At 66.4% G+C, this 20,475-nt stretch carries 11 protein-coding genes and 5 pseudogenes; 9 read left to right on the top strand and 7 right to left on the bottom strand.

Annotated features, from left to right (window positions below; genetic code table 11):
* Positions 1-36: 36 nt before the first annotated feature.
* Positions 37-941, top strand: a pseudogene (locus ACFQE0_RS00360) (histone deacetylase family protein).
* Positions 942-1,253: 312 nt separating this feature from the next.
* Here the strand turns inward: ACFQE0_RS00360 and ACFQE0_RS00355 are convergent.
* A complete protein-coding gene (locus tag ACFQE0_RS00355) occupies positions 1,254-1,703 on the bottom strand; it encodes a hypothetical protein (RefSeq protein ID WP_378965991.1) in 450 nt (149 codons plus the stop codon).
* A gap of 133 nt (positions 1,704-1,836) precedes the next feature.
* On the opposite strand from ACFQE0_RS00355, the gene ACFQE0_RS00350 reads away from it, so the two are divergent.
* Positions 1,837-2,013 carry a hypothetical protein gene (locus tag ACFQE0_RS00350; RefSeq protein WP_378965989.1) on the top strand — a complete coding sequence of 59 codons (177 nt, stop codon included), beginning with the start codon at positions 1,837-1,839 and terminating at the stop codon, positions 2,011-2,013.
* A gap of 30 nt (positions 2,014-2,043) precedes the next feature.
* On the opposite strand, the pseudogene ACFQE0_RS00345 reads toward ACFQE0_RS00350, so the two are convergent.
* From ACFQE0_RS00345 to ACFQE0_RS00335, 3 genes and pseudogenes are all read right to left on the bottom strand, one after another.
* A pseudogene (locus ACFQE0_RS00345) lies at positions 2,044-5,353 on the bottom strand (error-prone DNA polymerase).
* Positions 5,326-6,465, bottom strand: a complete 1,140-nt coding sequence (locus tag ACFQE0_RS00340) for a DUF6504 family protein (RefSeq protein ID WP_378965987.1) — start codon at positions 6,463-6,465, stop codon at positions 5,326-5,328. The pseudogene ACFQE0_RS00345 and the gene ACFQE0_RS00340 overlap by 28 nt, the downstream one beginning before the upstream one ends.
* A gap of 303 nt (positions 6,466-6,768) precedes the next feature.
* Positions 6,769-7,515, bottom strand: coding sequence for an ImuA family protein (locus ACFQE0_RS00335; protein WP_378965985.1), 747 nt, complete (start codon positions 7,513-7,515; stop codon positions 6,769-6,771).
* A gap of 384 nt (positions 7,516-7,899) precedes the next feature.
* Between ACFQE0_RS00335 and ACFQE0_RS00330 the strand changes: the two genes are divergently transcribed.
* The 7 genes and pseudogenes from ACFQE0_RS00330 (at position 7,900) to ACFQE0_RS00300 (ending at position 15,419) form a co-directional block, all read left to right on the top strand.
* A complete protein-coding gene (locus ACFQE0_RS00330; RefSeq protein WP_378965983.1) occupies positions 7,900-8,154 on the top strand; it encodes an acyl carrier protein in 255 nt (84 codons plus the stop codon).
* Positions 8,151-9,317, top strand: a complete 1,167-nt coding sequence (locus ACFQE0_RS00325; RefSeq protein WP_378965980.1) for an acyl-CoA dehydrogenase family protein — start codon at positions 8,151-8,153, stop codon at positions 9,315-9,317. The genes ACFQE0_RS00330 and ACFQE0_RS00325 overlap by 4 nt, the downstream gene beginning before the upstream one ends.
* A pseudogene (locus ACFQE0_RS00320) lies at positions 9,317-10,286 on the top strand (amino acid--[acyl-carrier-protein] ligase). The gene ACFQE0_RS00325 and the pseudogene ACFQE0_RS00320 overlap by 1 nt, the downstream one beginning before the upstream one ends.
* A gap of 23 nt (positions 10,287-10,309) precedes the next feature.
* Positions 10,310-11,261: pseudogene (locus ACFQE0_RS00315) on the top strand (DUF1839 family protein).
* Positions 11,262-11,265: 4 nt separating this feature from the next.
* On the top strand, positions 11,266-13,242 hold the full coding sequence (locus ACFQE0_RS00310) for a glycosyl hydrolase 2 galactose-binding domain-containing protein (protein WP_378965978.1): 1,977 nt from the start codon (positions 11,266-11,268) through the stop codon (positions 13,240-13,242).
* A gap of 16 nt (positions 13,243-13,258) precedes the next feature.
* Entirely contained in the window at positions 13,259-13,705 is a 447-nt protein-coding gene (locus tag ACFQE0_RS00305) for a glycoside hydrolase family 2 protein (RefSeq protein ID WP_378965975.1), read from the top strand.
* Between the two features lie 4 nt (positions 13,706-13,709).
* Complete coding sequence (locus ACFQE0_RS00300; RefSeq protein ID WP_378965973.1) at positions 13,710-15,419, top strand: alpha/beta fold hydrolase; 1,710 nt, start codon at positions 13,710-13,712, stop codon at positions 15,417-15,419.
* A gap of 1 nt (position 15,420) precedes the next feature.
* Here the strand turns inward: ACFQE0_RS00300 and ACFQE0_RS00295 are convergent, their stop codons facing one another.
* The 3 genes and pseudogenes from ACFQE0_RS00295 to ACFQE0_RS00285 all read right to left on the bottom strand — a co-directional run.
* Positions 15,421-16,500 carry a glycosyltransferase family A protein gene (locus tag ACFQE0_RS00295; protein ID WP_378965971.1) on the bottom strand — a complete coding sequence of 360 codons (1,080 nt, stop codon included), beginning with the start codon at positions 16,498-16,500 and terminating at the stop codon, positions 15,421-15,423.
* 270 nt (positions 16,501-16,770) lie between these two features.
* Complete coding sequence (locus ACFQE0_RS00290) at positions 16,771-17,820, bottom strand: TSCPD domain-containing protein (protein WP_465264085.1); 1,050 nt, start codon at positions 17,818-17,820, stop codon at positions 16,771-16,773.
* Positions 17,797-20,474: pseudogene (locus ACFQE0_RS00285) on the bottom strand (vitamin B12-dependent ribonucleotide reductase); the annotation flags it as partial. The pseudogene ACFQE0_RS00285 and the gene ACFQE0_RS00290, both read right to left, overlap by 24 nt.
* Position 20,475: the final 1 nt, after the last annotated feature.

The following is a 20,475-nucleotide window of genomic DNA, read 5'->3' as shown; positions in this document are numbered from 1 at the left end:
TTGGTCCGCCGCCTGGAAAGGATCGTTGCGAGAGGCATGAGACCCCCCATCTGCTTCCACTCTGCCTACGAGGCGGCCCTGCCCGATGGCCATCGCTTTCCCATGCGCAAATACGGTCTGCTGGCGGAGGCCATACGCGCGCGCGGCCTCGTGCCGGATGGGTTCGTGCAGCCAGAACTGGCAGATGCGGCCATGCTGGAGCGGGCGCATGATCCTGCCTACGTCGCCAGTATCCTGGCCTGCGATGTGCCGCGCGGCATCGAGCGCGATATCGGCTTGCCGGTGAGCGAGGCGCTGGTCCGCCGCTCCCGGGCCAGCGTCGGCGGGACCGTGCTGGCTGCCCGGCTTGCCCTGTCTCATGGTTGCGCGGGAAGCGCGGCGGGGGAAGCCACCACGCGCGGCGGTCGCAAGGGGCGGGTTTCTGCGTGCTGAACGACGTGGCGGTGGCGGCGCTGACCCTGCGCGCGGAGGGTCTGATCGGCCGCGCGATGGTTGTCGATCTCGACGTGCACCAGGGCGACGGCACGGCCGATTGCCTGTCCAGCGAGCCCGATCTCTTCACCCTCTCGATCCATTGCGAGAAGAACTACCCCTCGCAGAAAATCCCCGGCGATCTCGATATCGGTCTGCCGGACGGACTAGAGGATGCGGACTACCTCGCGATGCTGGAAGCGCGCCTGCCTCCGCTGATCGATGCCCTGCGACCGGATATCGTTTTCTACAACGCCGGGGTGGACCCACATCTGGATGACCGGCTGGGACGGCTGAATCTGACGGATGAGGGGCTGGCCGCTCGCGACAGGTTCGTGGTCCGATCGGCGCGGGCGAGGGGGCTTCCCATCGTGGGTGTGATCGGGGGTGGCTACACCCACGATGTCGAGGCCCTGGCAAACCGCCATGCCCTCGTTTTCGAAGCCCTCGCCGCTGAGGCGGCGGGTTGAGGCGTTCGAGCCACGAATGTTGTGCAATGCGGTGAAATCTCACCGTCGTAAGGTTTTGGGAAGGAGCGACCCTGAGGATCGCCGGAATTGAGACGCCTGCTTCTCGTCGAGGGGGCGTCCAACCGGAGTGCTGTCGGGGGGCCGTCATGTGGGCGCGGGTTTGGGAAGCGATCAAGGCGACTTTGGCGGTCGCTGCGTTGATCGCCGCTGCCCTTGTGTCGGCGGACAAGCTCGACCGCGAAAAGGCCGCGCCCGCGCGCGCCTCCCTGGTCGAACCGGTCGTCACCGGGGCCATTGCCCCAACCAGATAGGTCAGCCCGGCGGAATGCGGCCGACGGAGCAGAGCGTGCGCATCGTGCTGCTCGTCGGATCGGCGTAGCAACTCGCAGACCACCCATTCTGCTGGATGAAGGATTTGCGCCCCTCTGAGAGGGCCGTGCGGTAGGCCTTGGCGATGATCGGCTCCACGGTCGCGGCCGATTCACCGATCAGGATTTCCGACGCCGTCGAAAGTTCGCGGAAGAAGGCGGCAGAGGGCTGTGGCTCGGCCGAGATCGCCTGAACGATGGGCTCGGCCCGGCAGGTCACGTCGAACTTATTCGGGCCGGCCACGCGGATATCGATACTCGGGCCTGACCGCCGTCCGACCTTGCCGCCAATCGCTTTGGCGATCTGTTTGGTGAGGTCGTCGCAGGAATCGGCGTGGGCCACAGCAGGCGCCAGGGCGAGGCAGGCAGCGAGGAGGACGGGCAGACGCGGCATGGAAAGCTCTCAGAAAGCGAGCCCCGTTCTGGCGTGGGACGCATGCGCTGTCGAGAGCCCTGACGAAAGACTCAGGCCCTTGAAAAGATAGATCTCTTTTGCCATCTGAGCCTCCCCGCAACAGGAGTTATGAATGGCTGAGCAGACCACCGAACAGACGTATTACGGGCTGACCCTCGCGCAGCACCGCGAGCGCATCAAGAAGCTCGGTGCCGAGAAGGGTCTTCAGGGTGAGCACCTCGAGCGGATTACAGCCAAGGCTCTTGAGATGCTCCCGACGATCCGCCTGGATGAGTCTGCGCAGCGCTAAGTGATCTAACCGGCGCCGCCATTGGCGGCGTCAGTGAAAATCACGGCTGCGATAGGGGTGCCGATGCGTCGGCGCCCCAAAATCGGTGGTCTCCGGCGGCAATTTCAGCCCTGACTCTCGCAAGTCCCTGAGGGACCCGGTGAGATCGCGGAACCCTTCGGCCACGAGGTGAACCACCTCGCCCGCACGCTGGATCCGCCCCTTCACCGCCAGGAAACGCGCCTGCATGGCGATCCGGCGGTTGGCTTCGAACACCTTCTTCCACACGATCACATTGGCCGTACCGGTCTCGTCCTCGATGGTGAGGAAGACCACGCCCTTGGCCGTGCCCGGCCTCTGCCGCACCAGCACGATCCCCGCCACGATGGCCCGTGCATTCTGCGGCAGGGTTGGGTCGAGATGGGCGCGGGCGGTCATCGCGCCGATACGGCTCAGGCGCTCCCGGAAGAACGCCACCGGGTGGCCGCGCAGGGATAGGCTCGTCGTCGCGTAATCGTCCGCCACCGTCTCGGAGGGCGCCATGGCGGGCAGGTCGGCCGCCGCCTCGTTGCGGAACAGGCCGTCATCGGCATGCCACGCGAAAAGCGGCAGGGGGCTTCGAGCAGGTCCGCCCTGCGTCCGTTCTCTCGGGAGGGAAGAGCCCGCCGGGACAGCCCTTCCAGCGCCCGCACCGCCCAGAGCGCATCCCGCCGGGCAAGGCCGAAGGCGCGGAAGGCATCTGCATCCGCGAGGCGTTCCAGCACGTTCCGTGGTAGGGCGAGTGCGGCCTGCAACCCTTCGATGCTGGCATAGCCGTTGGCCCGCAGGCGCACGAGACGCCGCATGGCCATTTCGGGCAGACCGCTCACCAGCCGCAGCCCAAGGCGGACGGCATGATGGCGAGGGGTCTCGCTAGGCTCGAGGGTGCAATCCCAATCGCTCGCGTTCACGCAGACATGGCGCACCTCGACCCCGTGAGCGCGGGCATCGCGCACCAGCTGGGCCGGTTGATAGAAGCCCATCGGCTGCGCGTTGAGGATGGCGGCCAGGAAGACATCCGGATGATGGCACTTCATCCAGGCCGAGGCGTAGACCAGCAGGGCGAAGCTCGCCGCATGGCTTTCGGGAAAGCCGTAGGTCGAGAAGCCGCGGATCTGCTGGAAGCAGCGTTCGGCGAAATCCTTCGGATAGCCGCGCCGGGTCATCCCGCCGATGAACTTGTCCGCGAAGCCGCCGATCTCGCCATTGTGCCGGAAGGTCGCCATGGCCCGCCGTAGCCCATCGGCCTCGGCCGGGGTGAAGCCAGCCGCGATGATCGCGATCTGCATCGCCTGCTCCTGAAACAGGGGCACGCCGCAGGTCTTCTCCAGAACCGCCTTCAACTCATCGGCCCGCGCCGGATCGTCGGAGGGAGAAGGATACTCGACCGTCTCCTCATTGCAGCGGCGGCGCAGGTAGGGATGGACCATTCCGCCCTGGATCGGGCCGGGGCGCACGATCGCAACCTGCACGACGAGATCGTAGAATTCCCTCGGCTTCAGGCGCGGCAGCATCGACATCTGCGCCCGGCTCTCGACCTGGAACACGCCGATGGAATCGGCCTTCGACAGCATGGCGAAGGTCGGATCGTCACCTTGCGGGATGTCCGCGAGGGTCGGGAGATCGATGCCGTGGTTGCGCTTCAAAAATCGAGTCCGCGCTTCAGGCAGGTGAGCATGCCGAGCGCCAGCACATCGACTTTCATCAGCTTGAGGGCGTCGATGTCGTCCTTATCCCACTCGATGAAGGTGCGGTCCGGCATGGCCGCGTTGCCGACCGGCACGGTCTCGTCGAGGCGCCCCCGTGTCAGCACGAAGCCTCCGACATGCTGTGACAGGTGCCGGGGGAATCCGATGAGCTGATGGGCGAGGTCGAGGGCCTGACGTAGGGCCGGGTTATTTGGGTCGAGGCCGGATTGGGTAACGTGGGCATCTGGCAGGTCCTTGCCCCAGGAGCCCCAGACCGTGTCAGAGATCGCCGCCGCCACATCCTCGGACAGGCCGAGAACCTTGGCGACTTCGCGGATCGCCATGCGCGGCCGGTAATGGATCACCGTCGCGCATAGGGCAGCCCTCTCCCGGCCGTAGCGCTCGTAGAGGTGTTGAATCACCTCCTCGCGCCGTTCATGCTCGAAATCGACATCGATATCAGGCGGCTCACCTCTGTTTTCGGAGATGAAGCGGGCGAAGAGCAGCTTATGCTTCGTCGGATCGACCGCCGTGATGCCGAGGCAGAAGCACACGGCCGAATTGGCCGCCGACCCGCGCCCCTGGCAAAGGATGCCCCGGTCGCGGGCGTGATCCACGATCTGGCTGATCGTCAGAAAGTAGTGGGCGAATTTCTGCTCTCGGATGAAGTCCAGCTCCATTCGTAGGGTGTCGTGCACCTCCTTCGGAATCCCGTTCGGGTAGCGCCAATATTGCGCGCCCTTCCAGGTCTTCTCTTCAAGGTAATCCTGCGCCTCGCGGCCGGGCGGGACAGGCTCGTCCGGGTACTCGTAATGGAGTTGCGCCAGGTCGAAGTCGCAATGCTCGGCGATCTCCGCCGTGCGGGCCAGGGCCTCGGGATAGTCCCGGAACAGCCGGGCCATTTCGACGGCGGGCTTCAGGTGGCGCTCGGCATTGGCCTCCAACCGGTAGCCCGCCGCGTCCAGGGTGCAGCCCTCGCGGATGCAGGTCAGCACGTCCTGAAGTGGGCGTCTTTCGGGGTGGTGGTAGAGAGCATCGGCCAGGGCGACCATCGGCGTGCCGCAGCGGCGCCCGGCTTCGTCCAGCAGGCGAAGGCGGGTGCGCTCGTCGCCCCGGCGGCGATGGCTGGCACCGAGCCAGACCCGCCCCGGTGCGGTGGCGGCCAGGGCTTCCAGACGTGCCAGGAAGGGAGCAGGGGGCTCGGGCTTCTTGCCCGGCGGCATGGCGATGAAGACCAAACCATCCGCCGCATCCAGCATCTCCGTGAAGGAGAAGCGGCATTCACCCTTGCGGGCGCGGCGGTTGCCCAGCGTCAGCAGGCGGCAGAGGCGCCCCCAGGCCTCCCTGTCCATCGGATAGGTGATCGCCTCGAAACCGCATTCTGTGACGAGGCGCACACCCGGCAGGAAGCGGATGGGCGTGCCGTCCTTCTGCGCTTGCAGTGCGGCCGTATGAGCCCGCACCAGACCCGCCATGGAGTTGCGGTCGGCGATGCCGATCCCGGCGAGGCCATATGAAGCCGCCTGCGCCACGTATTCCTGCGGATGAGACGCGCCGCGCAGGAAGGAAAAATTCGTCGTGGTGGCAAGTTCGACATAAGCCGCGCTCACGGGAACATCCCGTGGACGAACCACGCAGCCGGGCGATCCGGCCCGTGCGCCCCGTCCCGGTAGAGCCAGAGGCGACGCCCGACCTCGCATTCGATGCGGTAATAGTCACGCGGCTCGGCCTGCTCGCGCCACCATTCGGGAGCGATCCGCTCCGGTCCCTCGGCGCGGGCCACCCGGTATTCCCGCGCCCGCCAGCGGAAGCGGTGTGGCGGCCCGTCCGGCGCGGTGGCGAACACGTCCTGCGCCGCCTCGCTGCGGGCGAAGAGCACCAGGGGCCGGGCCGGGTGAAAAGCCGGATAGGGCAGGGGCGGTGCGACGAAGGATACGATGCCCTCGGCCCGTTCCGGAATGTGGCTCTCGCGGGGGGTGAGGCGCATGAGGCGCCGTCCGATGCGCTGAGCTAGGATGTCCGCGAGCCCCGCGACACGCTCGACTGCGCCTCCGCCACCGAATTCGGCCTGCCGGGCCACCATCGGCTCGGTGGATGTGACGGCGATATCGACTGTTTCGAACCCGAACCCGGCATCGAGCCCCGCGCCGAGCCTATCGAGCCGCAGCCCGACCAGAGTTGCGATCCGATCCGGGCAGCGCTCCGGCCGAGACAGTCCGAGATCGAGGGATCGTACGGCGCCGTCGACCCGGTGCAGGGTCAGGCGCAGGCCGCAGGCGCCGAGCCCGGCCCGCTCGAGTCGTGGGGCGATCTCCTCCATGAGGGCTCGGGCGGCGGCGACCACATCGGACTGCCGACCAATCGGATCGAGGAAGCCGCGTGCCGCCGAGAAGGTCCGCTCCTCGTCCAGGGGCGATAGCGGTTCGGGCCGACGGCCAGAGGCCTGATCGAGCCGCAGCAGTGGTGCCAATCCGAAACGCCGGGCCAAACCGGCGCGGGGCAGGGCTTCGACATCGCCGATCCGGCGCAGGCCGAGGCGTCTCAGTCCGGCCGCGACATCGGCATCGAGCCGCAGGGCCTCCACGGGGAGGACGGCGATGTGGGGCTCGCTCTCGCCGGGAGGGACGAGGACCGGTGACTCACGGCCGAACATGGCCAGGGCGAAGGCAGCGCCCGGCGTGTCGGCCAGCGCGATCCGCGCCGGGACGCGTGATCGCGCGAGGCGCGTGGTGAGGTCGTCGAGCAACGCCGCTTCCCCACCCAGCAGATGGGCCGCGCCTTCGATGTCGATGAACAGGCCGTGCCCCCTTCGGCAGGCCCGAAAGGCGCGACGATGGGCGCGTAGCGCATCGCCCAGCGGCAGAGCCGGGCCAGCGCCTGGGCATCCGCATCCGGATCGGCGGGGTGGACGCGCAGTGGCACGCCGATCCGTGCCCGAACCCGGCCGAGCAGATCCCCCGGCCGCAGGCCGAGGGCGCGGGCCTGCTCATCGACGGCGACGAGGCGCAGGCCGCCTGGACCAGCGGCGGCGACGGCGTGCGGCCCGTCCTCAGGAGCGAGCCCTGCCCGCCTGAGCCGCGTCATCGGCCAATCGTTCAGGCAGATGCAGACGACGCGCGGCACTGTCCCACTCCACAAGCCAGGATCCACCGCGCCCGTTGCGGCATCGTTCGAGGCGCACCCGCCAGCGCGGGGCGAGGAGACCGCCGGAGCGGCCGGGGCCTTCTGGGGCTGCGGAGACGAGCCAGCGGGTGGCGGCTCCGTTGGGGAGCCCCAGTCCGGCCTGCCGCAAGACGAGGAGGAGGGGCGGTTCGCCCGTCTCTGCCGCCAGTTGCAGCCGTCGCCCCGCCTTGAGGGGCATCCCCTCGCCGACGAGCCCGATCAGGACCGACAGACAGTTCGCGTGAAGCGCGGCTTCCAGGGCGCGGAACACATCCCGGTCTCCTCCCGCCTCCAGCAGCAGGATGCGACCCGGATCGAGGCCCAGGCAGGCGAGGCCGTGGCCATAGGGCAGAGAATGGCCCGAAGCGGCTGCGATCATCGCCTCGCCCGGATCCTCCCCGAGGCGGCGGGCACAGAGGGCCATGGCGAAAGCCAGGGCGGCGATGGCGTCGTCGGGTTCGGCGGGCACGATTTCGTGAGGAGGTCCCAGGACGAGACCACCCCCCGGTAGATGAGCGTCGAGCGCAGCCAGCCCGAGGGGCATGACGGGGATCGCGGGGGAATGTCTTGCGGACAGCTCCGCCCTCAGGCGTGCAAGGTTGTTCACCACGCTCGCCGACTTCGGGGGGCTCATCGGCACCTGTGCCATTGTCGCTGGGTCCGGTCATGCTCCGAGATGGGAACATAACAAGAACAAACTCAACCGGATCCTGAGTGGTCCCAGATTCAAACGACGACTCAGCGGTTTGGCCTGTGGACTGGTGTGGATGGCTGTGGATGCGCCCCGAACCGTGACTGCTTCCACAACTCTAGTGGGTGATTCTGCGTATCTCGCGCTTTGGTGGAACGATTCATTTGTGAAGGTCTGCGAGAGTGCCCTAACGAGGCAAAAGCCAAATCCGAAATCAAAGCTTAATGCCGCCGCCGCAAAAAGATCAAAATTTACGATAGATAATCGCTAGATTTGACAATCATTATCTGCGGCGTATGAGTGCCAACATCAATAGAGGGCATCGCAATGGTCTCCGACGAAGTCATCAGGGACATCCTTCGGCAGAATGAGGCGATGTCTCCCATCGTCGATAGCTTGAGCGAAGACGATGACCTGTTCGAGAAGGGTCTCGACTCTTTCGGTTCGGTGCAGCTGATGCTGGGCCTTGAAGAGAAGTTCGAGGTCGAGTTCCCGGATACGCTCCTGAACCGTCGCTCCTTCTCGACCATCCGGATCATCCGCGAGACGGTCACCAAGCTGTCCATGGGAGCCGCCGCGTGAGCACGGACCTCGCTCGCCGGGCAAAGCGCGTTGCCGAGGTCGCCGCGCTTCATGCCGATGCGGTCGATCGCGAGGGCCGCTTCCCCGCCGAGGCCGTCGCCGCCCTCAAGACGGAGCGGCTGCTCGGCCTCCAGGTTCCGACTCAATACGGTGGTGAGGGCGCCGGCCTCGCTCAGATCGCGGAAGTGTGTTGCACCCTCGGCCAGGCGTGCAGCGCCTCGGCGATGGTCTTCGCCATGCACCACATCAAGCTCGCGAGCCTCGTGACCCATGGGCTCACGAGCGATTGGCATTGCGGCCTGATGGCCAAGGTCGCCAACGAGCAATTGCTCATCGCGTCCTCGACCACCGAGGCGGGCATCGGCGGGGATCTGCGCAACAGCCTCTGCGCCGTCGAGGCCGAGGGTGAACTGTTCAACCTCGGCAAGGATGCCAGCGTCATCTCCTACGGGTCGCAGTCCGACGTGATCCTCGTCACCGCCCGGCGCAACCCTGAGGCTCCGACCTCCGATCAGGTGCTCGTCGCGCTGATGCGCGATCAGATGAGCTTGAGCCGGACCTCGACCTGGGACACGCTCGGGATGCGCGGGACTTGCAGCGAAGGCTTCCGTTTGGAAGCCAAGGGCGTCCCAACCGTCCAGATCCTGCCGAAGCCCTTCGCCGAGATCGCGGCGCAGTCGATGCTCGCCTCCTCGCACCTGCTGTGGAGCAGCGTGTGGTTCGGCATCGCGACCTATGCCGTGGACCGGGCCCGCAGCTTCGTCCAAGGCGAAGCTCGCCGCCGCCCCGGCACGGTCCCACCGAGCGCCTTGCGTCTCGCCGAGGCCGCCAGCGCACTCCAGGCGATGAAGGCCACCGTCCTCGGCGGCCTGCGCCGCTACGAGGGCGCCCAGCACGAGCCCGACGAACTCAGCTCCCTCGGGTTCGCGGTCAGCCTCAACAACGTCAAGACGACCTCGTCCAACATGGCCGTCGACATCGTGCAGAAGTCCCTCGGGATCGTCGGCATCGCCGGTTACCGCAACGACACGCCATTCAGCCTCGGCCGTCCGCTGCGTGACGTGATGTCGGCGCCGCTGATGATCGCCAACGATCGCATCCTCTCCAACACCGCCAACCTCCTGCTGGTGCAGAAGGGCGGCGGACAGCTCCTGAGCGCCTGATGGACAGCCTGCCCGCCCTCGACGCCGTCGCCTCCTCCGAGGTGCCGCAGGATTCTACGACTGTGGAATCCCCGACCTTCCTCGACCAGCTGTTCGATGCCGGTCTCCTCGTCCGCACCGGCGTGGACGGCCTCTACGGCCGCAGCGGCGCGTTCGAATCCGTGGTCGAGGCCCTCGACCGTCTCGTCTCCCGCCTCGGCGGCGAAGATGGGGCCGAAGTGATGCGCTTCCCGCCGGGCATGAGCCGCTCGGCCTTCGAGCGCAGCGGCTACCTGAAGGGCTTCCCCCACCTCGCGGGCACCGTTCACAGCTTCTGCGGCAACGAAGCCGACCATGCGCGCATGCTGGCCTGCGTCGAGGCCGGGAAGGATTGGACGGAGAAGCAGGCAGCGACCGACATCGTCCTGACGCCCGCCGCCTGCTACCCGCTCTACCCGACGGCGGCGGCGCGTGGCCCTCTCCCGCAGGGCGGCCTGCTGTTTGACCTGCAATCCTATTGCTTCCGGCACGAGCCTTCGCTGGAGCCGACCCGGATGCAGCTGTTCCGGATGCGCGAATACGTTCGCATGGGCAGCCCCGACGAGGTGCTGGCCTTCCGCGAGACGTGGCTCGACCGGGGCACCAAGATGATGGCCGGTCTCCGCCTGCCGCTCGAAGTCGATCTCGCCAACGATCCGTTCTTCGGTCGCGCGGGCAAGATGCTCGCCAACAATCAGCGTAATCAGAACCTGAAATTCGAGCTCGAACGTGCCGGTCAACAGTGTCGAGAAGCCGACCGCCTGTCTCAGCTTCAACTATCATCAGGACCATTTCGGCACGACCTGGGGGCTCACTCAGGCCGATGGCAGCGTCGCCCACACGGCCTGCGTCGGCTTCGGCCTGGAGCGCATCACCCTCGCCCTGCTGCGCCACCACGGGCTCGACCTCGCCCAATGGCCGGCCGACGTGCGCGCCACCCTCTGGGGCTGAGCGCCTTGTCCGCCAGCCTTGCCATCCGTGAAGACCGGCCGGGTACGCCGGTCTTCGCCTCCCATCCGCTGCACGGGCAGGACCGGGCGTGGCCCGAGACCAATTGCTACGTCGATCTCTGGATCGAGCTTCTGCATCATCGCGGCCTCGTGCCCGAGGCGATGCTCGGCTTCACCCTGCGGCAGGATTTCGAAGGCGACCAATTCACCTTCTTCAAGCCGTCCATGGCCGAGATCGAGGCCCTGTACGGCCTGCGTCTTGATGAACTCGCCGTCTATGACGGCCTCGAACGCCACGCCCTGATCCAGGCGGCGCGCGGCAACGTCGTGCTGGTGGAGGTCGATGCGATCTTCCTGCCCGATACAGCGGGCACGACCTATGGCCGCGAGCATTCGAAGACGACGATCGGCATCCTCGCCATCGACAAGGCCGGGCGTCGGCTCGACTACCTGCACAATGCTGGGCGCTTCATCCTGGAAGGCACCGATTACGACGGTATCTTCGCAGAGACGACGCTACCGCCCTATGCCGAGTTCGTGCGCCCGGTCGCAGATCCGGTCCCGGCCGGTCGGCTGCCTGCGGTGGCTCTCGATCTTCTGCGGGCGAACCTGACCGGCTCTCCCAAGCACAACCCGGTGAAGGCCTTCGCCTCAGCGCTTGGTGAGACCGGCGATGGGCTGGTGGTGCGTCCGCTTTCGGTGTTTCACAAATACGCGTTCAACACGACGCGTCGAGCTCGGCGCGAATTTCGAGATGCTGGGAAGCCATCTTGCGTGGCTGACTACAACCGGCGAGGGTGACTTCGCTGCCGCCGCTGAAGCCGCGCTACGGCTCGGCAGCGAGGCCAAGGCGTTTCAGTTCCAACTGGCCCGCGCTTTCGCCAAGCGCAGTGCCGTGGGCCTGCCGCAGCGGCTCGACAAGGCCGCGGAGACCTACGACGAGGTCTTCGGCGCCCTCCGCGACGCCCTGGCTTGATACCATGGCCCGGATCCGCGCGATCGACGGGGCGGCGCCTCGCGTCGTCGATGGCCCGTGGCAGCTCCTCGCCACGCAAGCCGGCGCCTGCGCCACGCCTGCCGATTGCGACGGACGCGACGGCTGGATTCCTGCTGCCGTCCCCGGCACCGCAGCCTTGGCCTTGCGTGAGGCGGGCCTCTGGCGTGAAGCCCAGCCCGCGCCGATCCATGATCAGGACATTTGGTATCGTGCGCCGATCTCCGGATCGGGCCGCGAGCGCCTGACTTTCGAGGGCTTGGCGACGAATGCCGAGATCTGGATCGACGGCGATAAGATCCTCGCCACCGACTCTATGTTCCGCCCCTATACCGTCGAGGCTGACCTGACGGAGACGAGCGAACTCGTTCTCTGCTTTCGTTCACTCGCGGCGTCGCTGGCTAGGCCGCACAAGCGCGGGCGTTGGCGTCCGCGCCTCGCGACGCCGGGCTCCCTGCGGAATGCCCGCACCACGCTCCTCGGCTTCATGCCCGGCTGGTCGCCGGTCATCGACCATGTCGGCCCATTCCGCCCCGTGACCCGCCAGACCGGCGCCCCGTGCGAGGCGGATCTGCGTGCAAGCCTCGACGGTGACGTCGGCACCCTCGCCGCCCGCCTGCGCCTGCCGGGTTCGGAGGGCGGTAAGGCCGTGCTCCGTTGCGGCGGATGCGAGACGATCCTCACCGAGGAGACGCCCGGCCTCTTCGTCGGAGAACTGACGCTTCCCGGTATCGCGCCCTGGTGGCCGCATACCCACGGCATGCCGGTGCTCCACGCGGTCGAGGCCGAGATCGGTGGCCAACGTCTCTTGCTCGGCCGCGTCGGCTTCCGCAGTCTCGCCATGACCCGGCCATTCGAGCAAGGCCTGAGCCTTGCCATCAACGGCGTGCCGGTCTTCTGCCGGGGCGCCATCTGGACGCCCGCCGACCTCGTCGGCCTCTCCGGCGAATCGAAAACCTTGCGGCCCATGCTCGACCTCGCCCGCGAGGCCGGGGTGAACATGCTGCGCGTGCCGGGCATCACCCTCTACGAGGCCGATGCCTTTCACGACCTCTGCGACGAATACGGCATTTTGGTCTGGCAGGACCTGATGCTCGCCAATTTCGACTATCCGCACGACGATCCCGCCTTCCGCGACAATCTCGCCGCCGAGATCGCAGCCTTCATTGACCGTACCCAGACCTCGCCCTCCCTCTGCGTCATCTGCGGCGGCAGCGAGGTCTGGCAGCAGGCCTCCATGCTCGGGCTGCCGCGTGAGACATGGAGCGGCGGTTTTCCCGGCGAGACCCTACCGGGGCTCGTGGCCGACAAGCGGTCGGACCTGATCGTGGTGCCGAACTCACCCTCTGGGGGTGATCTGCCCTTTTCGGTGAGCGCGGGCGTCGCGCATTACTTCGGCGTCGGCGCCTATCTTCGACCGTTCGAGGATGCCCGCCGGGCGGAGGTCGGTTTCGCAAGCGAATGCCTCGCCTATGCCAACGTGCCGGAGCCGGAGAGCCTGCGCCGCGCCGACCTGACGGACCCGACGGATCCCCGCTGGGCGGCGGGCGTCCCCCGTGACCGCGGCGCGGATTGGGATTTCGAGACCGTTCGCGACCATTACGTCGCCACGCTCTACGGTGCCGATCCCGACCGTCTGCGCCGGGAGGACCCGGAGCGCTATCTGGCCCTCGGCCGGGCCGCCGTGGCCGAATGCATGGAGGCGACTTTCGCCGAGTGGCGGCGCGCGCGTTCGCCGACCATGGGAGGGCTCGTCCTGTCCTGGCGCGATCTCGCTCCTGGCGCGGGCTGGGGCGTGGTGGCCCATGACGGCCTGCCGAAATCCGCTTGGTATGCCCTGAAGCGAGCCTTCCGGCCGGTTCGAGCTCGTCCTGTCCGACGAGGGGCTGAACGGGCTCCACGTCCATCTCATCAACGAAACCGCCGAGCGTGTCGGGGCGACCCTGCGCCTCGCTTTCCTTGATGCCTCGGGCAAAGCGGTGGCCAAGGCCGAACGGCTGGTAGACATCCCTGCACGCGGCGGGCTGACCTTCAGTTCCGCCGAACTGCTCGGCCGGTTCTTCGATGCCACCTCGGCCTATCGCTTCGGACCGGCACAGCATCGCATCGCCCATACCGCCCTGCTCGATAGCGCGGGGGACGTGATCGCCGACGCGATCCATCATCCCGCCGGGCGTGACGTGACGCCTGTCGAGACCGGCCTGTCGGCCGAGATCGCGAATGGGCCGGACGGCTGGGTCCTGCATCTCGCCACGGAGCGCCCGGCCCTCGGGGTGCAGATCGATCTCGAAGGGCAGGGGCGGCCCGCCGATAACGGCTTCCACCTCCTGCCCGGATACCCGCGTCGCATCGCGCTTATCGGCCTCTCTCGGCGGCCCGAAGGTCGCGTGCGCGCCCTCAACGACGTTTCATCCGTAAGGCTCTGACGCGATGACGCTCGCCACGCCCGACAAAGCCTTCGCCGGAGCCGCCCCAGTTTCGGCCGTGCCCGTCAGCTTCGAGAACATGCTCGGCTGGTACGGCGCGGGTTTGTCCCGCCGGGGTATCGTCCTGTGCGGCACCCTCGGTTATGAGCAGATCTCTGCCGGTCGCGGCTGGCGCCATCTCGCCGCTGACCTGTCGGCCGCCGGATTCCCGACCCTGCGCTTCGACTACCCGGGGGAGGGCGATTCCGGCGAACCGAATCAGTCCAACGTCGAGACGATGGTCCGCGCCATCAAGAGTGCCGTGCGCTTCCTGCGCGTGCAGGGCGGCGTCGATGAAGTTGTCCTCGTCGGCTTGCGCGTCGGGGCGACCCTCGCTCTCCTGTCGGCCGAGGAAGGCGGTATCGACAGGCTGGTCCTCCTGGCGCCCTTCGCCTCCGGCCGCGCGTATCTGCGCGAGATGAACATCCGCGCGAAAACCATCGACCAATTGCCCGATGGCCGCCCGTTCCCGCAGGACCCGGCCTCTCCGGTCTTCGGCGGCTTTCGGCCGGCGGCGGGGCTGCTCGCCTCCCTTGGCCAAGTCGATCTCGCCAAGCTTCCGCCCGCCCCCGTCCCGGATGTCCTCATCCTCGGCGCAGACCCGGCCGGGCTCGCCGGGCGCTTGCGAGCGGGCGGCAGCCACGTCACGACCGGGCCGTTCCCCGGCCTCGCGCCGTTCCTGTCGAACGCCTTGATCTCCGAAGCCCCGACCGAGGTGTTTGCGCAGGTTATCGCCTTTGCCAAACAGGGTGCTGCGGCACCGCTGGGCGCTCCGCGCCTTCCGGCTCCAGCCACGCCCATCACCGGACCCGGCTTCACGGAGACGGTGATCCGCTTTGGCGAGAATGTCGGCATCGTCTGCGCGCCGGAGGTCCCGGACCCGGACAAGCTGCCGGTCCTGTTCCTGAATTCCGGGGTGAACCCACGCTCGGGCTACGGCCGCCAGACCACCGAACTCGCCCGGTCCCTGGCTGCCCTCGGCCTCAAGTCCCTACGCATGGATCTACGCGGCGTCGGCGACAGCGGCGACCGGCCGGATGGCAAGCCGCCGCTTTACAGTGCCGATGCCCTCGATGAGGCGCGGGCGGGCATCGACCGCCTGGACGAGGGCAGGGGGGTCGTCGTTACCGGCAATTGCAGCGGCGCCTATTTCGGCTTTCACCTGCTCTGTGCCGATCCGCGCGTGCGGACCGCCGTGATCTCGAATCTCTATTGCTTCGATTGGGACCCCAACACGGATCTCAGCGCGGCCTTGAAGCCGAGCTTCCGCAGCCCGGCGGCCTACGCTTCGATGCTCCGCCAGAAGGGGGTATGGCAGCGTGTGCTGCGCGGCGAGGTGAAGGTCGGTGCCATCGCGTCGCGTCTCATCTCCATCGGCCTCGGCCGCATCGGCCAGATGGCGGCGAAGGTTCTGCATCCCTTCCCCTCGGCGACCAGCGTCGCGGGCCGCTGCGCCGCCTTCCGCAAGCGCGGGGCCAAGCTCGTCCTCATCTTCAGCGAAGGGGAGGCGGGGATCGGCGAGGTCGCAATGCATCTCGGCCGCTCGCCGGCCAGGATCGCGAAGCGCCTCGGCCACCCGGTGATCCTGCTGCCCGACACGGATCACAACATGAGCACCGAGGGTGCTCAGGAGCGGATGCGGCAGATCATCATCGACGCAATCTCATCGACGTGAGTCAGAACCACGCGCGCAGACCGTGCAGTTCGAGACGCGTGGCGATAGCCTCGACATGGCGCAACAGGCCTGCTCGCAACGGCTCGTCGACATTTCTCAGCTGTAATAGTTCCCGAACGAGCATCGCCTTCACCTTGTCCGCTGGAAACTCGAGCTTTATTCGCAGGTTTCCCTGCGCTTCCTTCACGTTCGAGAATAGTTCCCATGCGGTCAAGACGGCCCAGAGAGGCATGTAGCCGAAAGGGGAGCGCGAGATGACCTGTTTCGTCTCGATACTCAAGGTGCTGAAGACATAAGAAAGATAGCGCCAATCATTCAGTTGCGCGCCCGCCGCGCCGGTTCGTGCAAGCATGCTGCTGATGCGGGGCTCGAAATCCTTGAAGAGGTGCACATGCTCCTCGAGATCCATGACGCGGTAGCCCAGCCGAGAATCCCCAGCGAACCGGCCCGCCACGATCGCCCCGAACCGTTCCTTCACCCGAGCGAGCAACTCAGCCGAAAACACGGCATGGGAGCTGAACGGCATGGTAAGATGCGTATTCGTATAGGGAGATTCGTATCCATGATCTGCGAAAGCGGCTACGCTTTCTACGAAGATCTCTCGACTGTCGAATACTTCCGGACCGGAACCGTCCCACGGGCTTCCGAACTCGATCGGCCCTAAGTCAGTGAAGCTTCCCTGGTGAATATCGTAGTCGGTGTATAGCGATTTGAAGGCGAAGCAGGGCAGTTTCGGGTAACGCTCGATGATCCGATGCAGGTTCTCCACGCCGTCCGGCCGCCACATGGCCTTATGGGTCATCGGGCAGATGTACTCACCCTTGGCTTGGTTGAAGGCATACTCGAATGCATCGGCCATGTTCGGTGACGGCAAATGGATCCTTGCGTAGCGAAACCGATGATCGAGATGGGGCGCGAAATCCCGCCACCATCTCTCCATGGTCAGATCGTCCGAACTCGTGTCCACCAGAACGTATTCGAAGTCGGGGCATGTCTGATTGACCAAGCTGTAGAACAGACGGTCCAACAGGTGCGGTGCGTTGCGCGTTGGCGTAACGATCGACAAACGAATGGAAGACATCGCACGAGGTCCAGGCGCGTCAGCGCAGGCAAAGGATCTTCCGGCCTCGACGGGCAGAGATGATCTTACCTACGAGTTATTTGCCTCAACCAAAACAATCTCAAAATTGTATTTTTGACGGAGATGCAATTTTCGATGTTAGCTTGGAGACCCTAAAGCCAATACGGCATGCGCCGACTTTGAGTGGCACCTCAGTGTCGAGCCAATAAAACAAAGCCCTGCCCGACTGTTTCACAGTCGGGCAGGGCTGAGTTCGACCCGCGCGCTACGTTACGAGCAGCCGGTGGTGCCGCCGCAGGTGTCGCACTTCAGGCAGGTCCCGTTCCGCACCAGCGTGAAGTTCGCGCATTCCGGGCAGGCTTCGCCGACATAACCCTTCATCTTCGCCTCGGCCCGGCGATCCTCGACCGAGCGCGTCGGCGCGGCGAAGGGCAGGGTTTCGGCGATCTGGGCCATCTCGGCGGGCTCGGCCTTCAGGGCCGTCGCCCCCCGCACAGCGTGGACCGTGCCGCTGACCGGAGCAGGGGCGACGGCGAGCGTCTGGCCCGCCGGGCCACCCTGGATCACGGTCAACCGGTCGGCCGAGCCGCGCAGCAGGCCACGCGACACGATGGAGGCCGCCGAGGTCGATTTCGGGCCCTCGCGGGTAGTGTCCCCCGCTTCGCCGCCCCCGAGCACCGTGTTCCCGATCTCGTTGGGGTTGACGTGGGCGAGGTCCGTGCGGCCGAGATACGAGATCGCCAGCTCGCGGAACACGTAGTCCAGCAGCGAGGTCGCGTTCTTGATCGCGTCGTTGCCCTGAACGAAGCCCGACGGCTCGAAGCGCGTGAAGGTGAAGGCCTCCACGAACTCTTCCAGCGGCACGCCGTACTGGAGGCCGAGCGAGATCGCGATGGCGAAGTTGTTCATCAAGCTGCGGAAGGCGGCGCCTTCCTTGTGCATGTCGATGAAGATCTCGCCCAGCCGACCGTCGTCGTACTCGCCGGTGCGCAGGTAGACCTTGTGCCCGCCGACCACGGCCTTCTGGGTGTAACCCTTCCGGCGGCCCGGGAGCTTCTCCCGCGAGCGGATGCGCTCGACCCGCTCGATGACGCGCTCCACGATCCGCTCGGCCGCCGCTGCAGCCTTGGCCGCTGCCGGAGCCTGGACCAGAGCCTCGACCGCCTCGTCCGCATCCTCCTCCTCATCGGCAATCAGAGCCGAGTTGAGCGGCTGCGAGAGCTTCGAGCCGTCGCGGTAGAGGGCGTTTGCCTTCAGGGCGAGGCGCCAGGACAGCAGATAGGCCGCCTTGCAATCCTCGACCGTGGCATCGTTCGGCATGTTGATGGTCTTGGAGATCGCCCCCGAGATGAAGGGCTGCGCCGCCGCCATCATGCGGATGTGGCTCTCGACCGAGAGGTACCGCTTGCCGATTCGACCGCAGGGATTGGCGCAATCGAACACCGCGTAATGCTCGGTCTTCAGGAACGGCGCGCCTTCCAGCGTCATCGCCCCACACACATGGGTATTGGCGGCCTCGATCTCCTTCTTGGTGTAGCCGAGGAAGGGCAGCAGCTCGAAGGTCGGGTCGGCGAGCTTCTCGGTCGGGACCTTGAGGTCCTTCGTGAGGAAGTCGTCGCCCAGCGTCCAGCGATTGAACACGAACTTGATGTCGAAGGCCGACTTGAGACCCTTCTCCACCGCCGCGATCTTCTCGTCGGTGAAGCCCTTCGCCCGCAGGCTCGCCGGGTTGACCGCTGGGGCCTGACCCATCGAGCCGTGCCCCACCGCATAGGCCTCGATCTCGGCGATCTCGCTCTCGCGGTAGCTCAGCGCCCGGAGGGCATCCGGCACCGCGCGGTTGATGATCTTGAAGTAGCCGCCGCCCGCGAGCTTCTTGAACTTCACCAGGGCGAAGTCCGGTTCGATACCGGTGGTGTCGCAATCCATCACGAGGCCGATCGTGCCGGTAGGCGCGATGACGGTCGCCTGGGCGTTGCGGTAGCCATGCTCCTCACCGAGCGCCAGGGCACGATCCCAGGCGGCGCGGGCGTGCTGGCCCAGGTCGTCCTGCGGGATGTTGGCGTGGTCCAGCGGAACCGGGGCGATCTGAAGGAACTCGTAACCGTCGGCCTCGCCATGGGCGGCCCGGCGGTGGTTGCGGATCACCCGCAGCATCGCGTCGGCGTTCTCGTCATAGGCCGGGAAGGGCCCAAGTTCCGCCGCCATCTCGGCCGAGGTCGCATAGGACACGCCGGTCATGATCGCGGTAAGGGCACCGGCGAGCGCCCGGCCCTCATGCGAGTCGTAGGACAGGCCCATCGTCATCAGCAGGCCGCCGATATTGGCGTAGCCGAGGCCCAGCGTGCGGTAGCGGTAGGACAGCCCGCAATCTCGCGGGACGGGAACTGCGCCATCAGCACCGAGATCTCGAGAACCACCGTCCATAGGCGGTTCACGTGCTCATAGCCAACCACGTCGAAGCGCTTCGCCTGACGGTCGTACAGGGTCAGCAGGTTCGTCGAAGCAAGGTTACAGGCTGTGTCGTCGAGGAACATGTACTCGGAGCACGGGTTCGAGGCCCGGATCCGGCCACCTGACGGGCAGGTGTGCCAATCGTTCATCGTGGTGTTGAAGTGCAGGCCCGGATCGGCCGAGGCCCAGGCCGCTTCGCCGATCTTCTCCCACAGGTCGCGGGCCTTCAGGGTCTTGGCAACCTTGCCGGTGACGCGGGCGGTGAGGTTCCAATCCTTGTCGGCCTCCACGGCGCGCAGGAAGTCGTCGGTCAGAGAGACCGAGTTGTTGGAGTTCTGGCCGGCGACGGTGAGATAGGCCTCGGAATCCCAGTCGGTGTCGTAGACGGGGAACTCGATCTTGGTGAAGCCCTGCTTGGCGAACTGCACGACGCGCTTGATGTAGGAATCCGGCACCATCGCCTTGCGGGCGGCCTTAATCTCACGCTTGAGCGCCGGGTTGCGCTCGGCATCGAAGCAGGCATCGCCCTCGGCCTCGCACTGGGTGCAGGCCTTCATGACGGCGGTGAGGTGCTTGGAGACCACCTTCGAGCCGGTCACCAGGGCGGCGACCTTCTGCTCTTCCTTCACCTTCCAGTCGATGAAGGACTCAATATCCGGGTGGTCGATATCGACGATCACCATCTTGGCCGCGCGGCGCGTCGTGCCGCCCGACTTGATCGCGCCCGCCGCGCGGTCGCCGATCTTCAGGAAGGACATCAGGCCAGACGACTTGCCGCCGCCGCCGAGCTTCTCGTTCTCCGAGCGGAGCATGGAGAAGTTCGAGCCCGTGCCCGAGCCGTACTTGAACAGACGCGCCTCACGGACCCACAGGTCCATGATGCCGCCTTCGTTCACGAGGTCGTCCTGCACCGATTGGATGAAGCAGGCATGCGGTTGCGGGTGCTCGTAGGCGCTGCTGGAGCGCGTCAGCTCACCGGTGCGGTAGTCGCAGTAGAAGTGTCCCTGGCCCGGACCGTCGATGCCGTAAGCCCAGTGCAGGCCGGTGTTGAACCATTGCGGCGAGTTCGGTGCCACCATCTGCCGGGCGAGCATGAAGCGCAGTTCGTCCATGAAAGCGCTGGCATCCTCCTCCGACGAGAAGTAGCCGCCCTTCCAGCCCCAGTAGGTCCAGCAACCCGCAAGACGGTCGAACACCTGCGTCGCGGAGGTCTCGGAGCCGAAGCGCTCCTCCACCGGAACCTCGGCCAACGCCGCATCGTCCGGCACCGAACGCCACAGGAAGGAGGGGACGTCGTTCTCCTCGATCTTCTTCAGCCGCGCGGGGACGCCCGCCTTGCGGAAATACTTCTGGGCCAGCACGTCGCTCGCGACCTGGCTCCAGCTATCCGGCACATCGATTCCGTCGAGGCGGAACACGACCGACCCGTCCGGATTGCGGATCTCGCTCAGTGCCTTGCGAAACGCGATCTCCGCGTAAGGCGACTGCCCGGCCGTGGTGAAGCGACGTTCGAACCGCATA

This window comes from Methylobacterium komagatae (genome assembly GCF_042661665.1).
Taxonomy (GTDB): Bacteria; Pseudomonadota; Alphaproteobacteria; order Rhizobiales; family Beijerinckiaceae; genus Methylobacterium; species Methylobacterium komagatae.
Note: the sequence above shows the minus strand (reverse complement) of the source record. Positions and strands in the feature narration are given on the sequence as shown.